We start from the raw sequence: 3,634 nt of genomic DNA on the forward strand, positions 1-3,634 counted from the left end.
CTTGAGTGCTGCTTCACTTTCAGATATTTCTATCTTATAAACTCCTGCCATATTTTTCCTTTAACTCTACTAATATGATATTCTAGCCTATCTGTAGTCACATTTTGGAGAATTGGTATTACCTTTATTCCCCACTTCTTGGGTTAAGATTCGTTTAATCCAAGCGGCATCACTTTCTAAATAGGGGGTAATTTCTACCTTGACTTCTTTTAAATTTCCCTGTGTATCATATTTCTCCCCTCCTTCAGTGACTTTTAACCGACCTAAATTTCGCTGTTGTCGATAGCTGTCTAAGTCTAGATAACGCTGTCCCCTGGCTGTGGTATTTCGTTCGCCAATTCTGACAGTTTCCTTAGTAGTGACGGGGACTCCCACTTTCACCACTTTGGCAGTTTCATTACCGGCAGTGGCAGGCGTTCGCTTTTCAAAAATATGCCAATTTGTCACCAAGACTTTACCCTGTCTCAGTTTGTCCATCAGGTGAGAGGGTACGAGGTCACGGGTGCGATATAAAGAAGCTTCCCCATTGTCGGGGTTGAGTTCCTGCAATCTGCTTTTAATGGTGATATTGGGACAGACAATTAGGACAACATCGGAGAATTTAGCGTTACTGCGCTCTGCTACTTTGTTGAGGATGGACCGTGCTGCTAACATCCCCATCACTGTTGTTTTACCGCTTCCAGTTGCCATCTTACAGGCGTAGCGGATGAAGGCTTTCAGGGTGGTGTCAATGGGGGTGTCTTGGGGAATGTAAATCCCTTGGCGAAAGTCGGCCCGTGATTCAATCAGGAAAATGATGGTTTCTACTGCTTCTTTTTGAGCAAAAAATAGGCGATGTTCTCTTCCTTCTCGGTTCCAATAGTCCAATAGTTCTAAGGTGGTACGACTGACCCCGGGATAGTTTTCGTTTCTCCATTCTTTGACTTTGTTCCTGATGCGGTTAACCAAGGTCATTTCATAACCCGGAAAAAATTCATCGGGGGGTGAAAGTTTGAGAACTTTTCCTAATTCCCATTCGCTGTCACCTTCCCGGGGGGGATAGACAATAGCTGGTCTTCTCCCTTCTTTTAATTCCGGTTCATAACCTTCTCGGATGAACCAATAACGGGAGGGTTCATCAAAGGGTGAGTTGAGAATCGGTTCGTTGACTTCGTAGGACATAGGGTTATTTAGGATTTTTTTCTTATGTATTAACTCAAGGCAAACTCGGTTAAACTGCGTTTATAGGGAGCCTGAAAACCTAAGACTATATCTTGTTTGGGAACACCAGCCGCGATTAATTGATTGGCAATGCCGATTTCTGTTCCATCTCTTTGAATCCAGATTTTGTCATCTTTTATGTCAAGATGAATAATCACACCATAGATTCGCTTTTGCTCTTTCCACCCAATATTTAAGACTTGGTAATGATGGCGTTTTGTGTCAAAAATAAGTTGATTTTCTCTGTCATTTTTGCTGTCATTAACTGAATGTTGGGTGAGAATGTCTTGAATCAGTTGAGAGTAGTTTATTCTTTCCATAATACCACCTCTTGTTTGAGAGAATTAAAGATTAAAAGTTTAATTTGATATTCGGCTACAGCGTCTTGAATAAATTGACGAGAGAAGAAGTCTTCATAGGTATCTTGAGGAATGGCTAGATAAAGAATACTTTCGGGTTGTTCCTGTCTTAATGCTAACCGATAATTGAGGATTTGTCCTAATGCCAGATGAAATTCGGTAACTTCTGATGCGCCTAAAAAAGATTTAATCTCTAGGGCAATTTTTTGACCTAATTTTTCGGCGGCAATTAATCTTTCCGCACCTAAGTCGATGTAAAATTCTACGTCATTGACTTTAAGATAAAGGGTGTCATGGGTGATATTCCAGCCATCTTTTTCGATAGCAATACACACGGATTGATGAAAAATATCTTTGGCTGACATAGAATTTTCTAAGTATAAGCAAGCTCGATAAACGGCTGATTTAACTTCATCAAGGGTTCATCAAAAGGTGAGTTGAGGATGGGTTCGTTGACTTCGTAGGGTAGGACATTTCGATTTTGGATTTTGGATTTTGGATTGATTAATTTTCTAGCAGGTTTTGAGGTTGTCTCATATTAACTCCTTTTTAAGCAACTCGAAATGGAATATTGTCAAGGATGACTTGGGGGACATTTCCTGTTCCTAAAACATCTTTAGCGTCGAGAATTTCAATGCCAACTAAAAGATCATTATCATCAAGGTTTAAGGTAATTTCATCGTTTAACTGAAGATTTCGACATTCATGTTTTCCCACTACAAGTCTAATATAAAGGGCATCAATTTCTGCATCGTAGCTAATTTTCATTTTGTTTCCTTTAAAAATAGTAGGTGTAATAAGTTTTTTCTTTGTTTTTATCGGAACCTAATCACAAAATAATCTATCTAAATTGCGATACCCGCTAACAATTCTCAGGACAAAAATACCATCATCATGAACATTATAAAAAATGATGTAATCTCCTACTAAAAATCCCCTTAAATTAGGTCTAACTTGTTCATATCGTTTTCCCATATTAGGAAAATTAGCTACTAATTTACATTTTTGGCGTATCGCATCAAACAGATTACTAGCAGAGCGTGGATTATTTTGAGCCAGATAATTACAAATTTCATTAAGATCATTAATTGCCTCTTGGGAGAATTGATAAATTGCCATTATTCTAAGCCATATTCTTCTCTTAATCTTGTTTTTAACTGCTCAAAAACTAATTCCCCATCGGTTACATTACCCGCTAAAATTTGCTCGGTTGCACTATCAATTTTTTGCCGTAACTCCTCTAATTGAGGGTTAGTTTCCTGACCATCTTCTGCTAAAATAATAATTTCTACTCTTTGACCGGCTCGAAAGGGTAAATCGGATAAAATTAACTGATGCGATCGCTCAATTGTCACATATTTTTTGTAAGCATTCATATTAGTTTTCCTTTCTTTAACTCAGCTAATTTAAACTTTTAACCACTAACAACTCATTCCCCCTATCATCAATCACCTTAACGGCAATTTGCCGATGTTCTCCCACTGCAAAAGCTGCGCTGGTTGTCCCTGCTAGATGTTCCCAGACCGATTCCTCATAGGTTCCCTTTAAAGCTTTCTGAATCGAATCCCAAGCGCCGGTACGGGGAAAAAATGCCTGATTGACGTGGAAACATAGGCCATTGTAGTCAGTATCGAGAAACCAAGCCGGGACATTCTTACCCGGTTCCGAGTCCACTTTCATTGTAACCGGGTCAAACACATCCAACCCCAATAACTCCACTTGATATTTACCCTCAGGGATGGGATTAATCCTAATCTCTGGCAGTCCACAGACGCTGAATATCTGGGAACTCCTCATGTTTTTGAGTAAATCCCCCATCAGCAGGTCTGGAGTTGCTTGGATGTAAGTCGCGGGAATCCCCACCGTATCCTGACAGTTTTCTACAAACTGACGAGCGCTAGGAGCGATCGCAAAGCCAAGGACGAACAGATGAGCGTATTGTTTTTGACATCCTCGCCGCCCTAAAAGTGCGGCGATTCCTAAACCTCACGATTTAAGTTTCTGCTTCCACCACCGTCGCATACCACAGTTAAAAAACCATGTACTGTCTTACACAGAGTCCACAGACTTTCGCC

The 3,634-nt window shown here is 40.0% G+C and carries 7 protein-coding genes; all 7 read right to left on the reverse strand.

Annotation, left to right across the window (positions count from 1 at the left end):
* Positions 1–87: 87 nt before the first annotated feature.
* Positions 88–1,161 (reverse strand): DEAD/DEAH box helicase family protein, encoded by a 1,074-nt coding sequence (locus tag IM500_RS02435; protein WP_242034484.1) that lies wholly within the window; start codon positions 1,159–1,161, stop codon positions 88–90.
* A 29-nt stretch (positions 1,162–1,190) separates the two neighbouring features.
* Positions 1,191–1,520, reverse strand: a complete 330-nt coding sequence (locus IM500_RS02440; RefSeq protein ID WP_190718258.1) for a XisI protein — start codon at positions 1,518–1,520, stop codon at positions 1,191–1,193.
* Positions 1,508–1,924 carry a XisH family protein gene (locus tag IM500_RS02445; protein ID WP_190718255.1) on the reverse strand — a complete coding sequence of 139 codons (417 nt, stop codon included), beginning with the start codon at positions 1,922–1,924 and terminating at the stop codon, positions 1,508–1,510. Before IM500_RS02445 ends, IM500_RS02440 begins: the two co-directional genes overlap by 13 nt.
* Positions 1,925–2,108: 184 nt before the next feature.
* Positions 2,109–2,327 carry a DUF2283 domain-containing protein gene (locus IM500_RS02450; protein ID WP_287737568.1) on the reverse strand — a complete coding sequence of 73 codons (219 nt, stop codon included), beginning with the start codon at positions 2,325–2,327 and terminating at the stop codon, positions 2,109–2,111.
* A 57-nt stretch (positions 2,328–2,384) separates the two neighbouring features.
* Positions 2,385–2,678 carry a type II toxin-antitoxin system RelE/ParE family toxin gene (locus tag IM500_RS02455; RefSeq protein ID WP_287737569.1) on the reverse strand — a complete coding sequence of 98 codons (294 nt, stop codon included), beginning with the start codon at positions 2,676–2,678 and terminating at the stop codon, positions 2,385–2,387.
* Positions 2,678–2,935: a hypothetical protein gene (locus tag IM500_RS02460; protein WP_287737571.1), complete on the reverse strand. Its 258-nt coding sequence runs from the start codon at positions 2,933–2,935 to the stop codon at positions 2,678–2,680. Before IM500_RS02460 ends, IM500_RS02455 begins: the two co-directional genes overlap by 1 nt.
* A gap of 25 nt (positions 2,936–2,960) precedes the next feature.
* Positions 2,961–3,422 (reverse strand): hypothetical protein, encoded by a 462-nt coding sequence (locus IM500_RS02465; RefSeq protein ID WP_287737573.1) that lies wholly within the window; start codon positions 3,420–3,422, stop codon positions 2,961–2,963.
* Positions 3,423–3,634 lie beyond the last annotated feature (212 nt).

This window comes from Microcystis sp. M179S2 (genome assembly GCF_020245805.1).
Classification (GTDB): Bacteria; Cyanobacteriota; Cyanobacteriia; order Cyanobacteriales; family Microcystaceae; genus Microcystis; species Microcystis aeruginosa.

Excerpts from the sequence above, each read along its gene's own strand:
- IM500_RS02445 (WP_190718255.1), bottom strand. The coding sequence starts at position 1,924 with ATGTCAGCCAAAGATATTTTTCATCAATCCGTGTGTATTGCTATCGAA.
- IM500_RS02460 (WP_287737571.1), bottom strand. The coding sequence starts at position 2,935 with ATGAATGCTTACAAAAAATATGTGACAATTGAGCGATCGCATCAGTTA.
- IM500_RS02455 (WP_287737569.1), bottom strand. The coding sequence starts at position 2,678 with ATGGCAATTTATCAATTCTCCCAAGAGGCAATTAATGATCTTAATGAA.
- IM500_RS02440 (WP_190718258.1), bottom strand. The coding sequence starts at position 1,520 with ATGGAAAGAATAAACTACTCTCAACTGATTCAAGACATTCTCACCCAA.
- IM500_RS02435 (WP_242034484.1), bottom strand. The coding sequence starts at position 1,161 with ATGTCCTACGAAGTCAACGAACCGATTCTCAACTCACCCTTTGATGAA.
- IM500_RS02450 (WP_287737568.1), bottom strand. The coding sequence starts at position 2,327 with ATGAAAATTAGCTACGATGCAGAAATTGATGCCCTTTATATTAGACTT.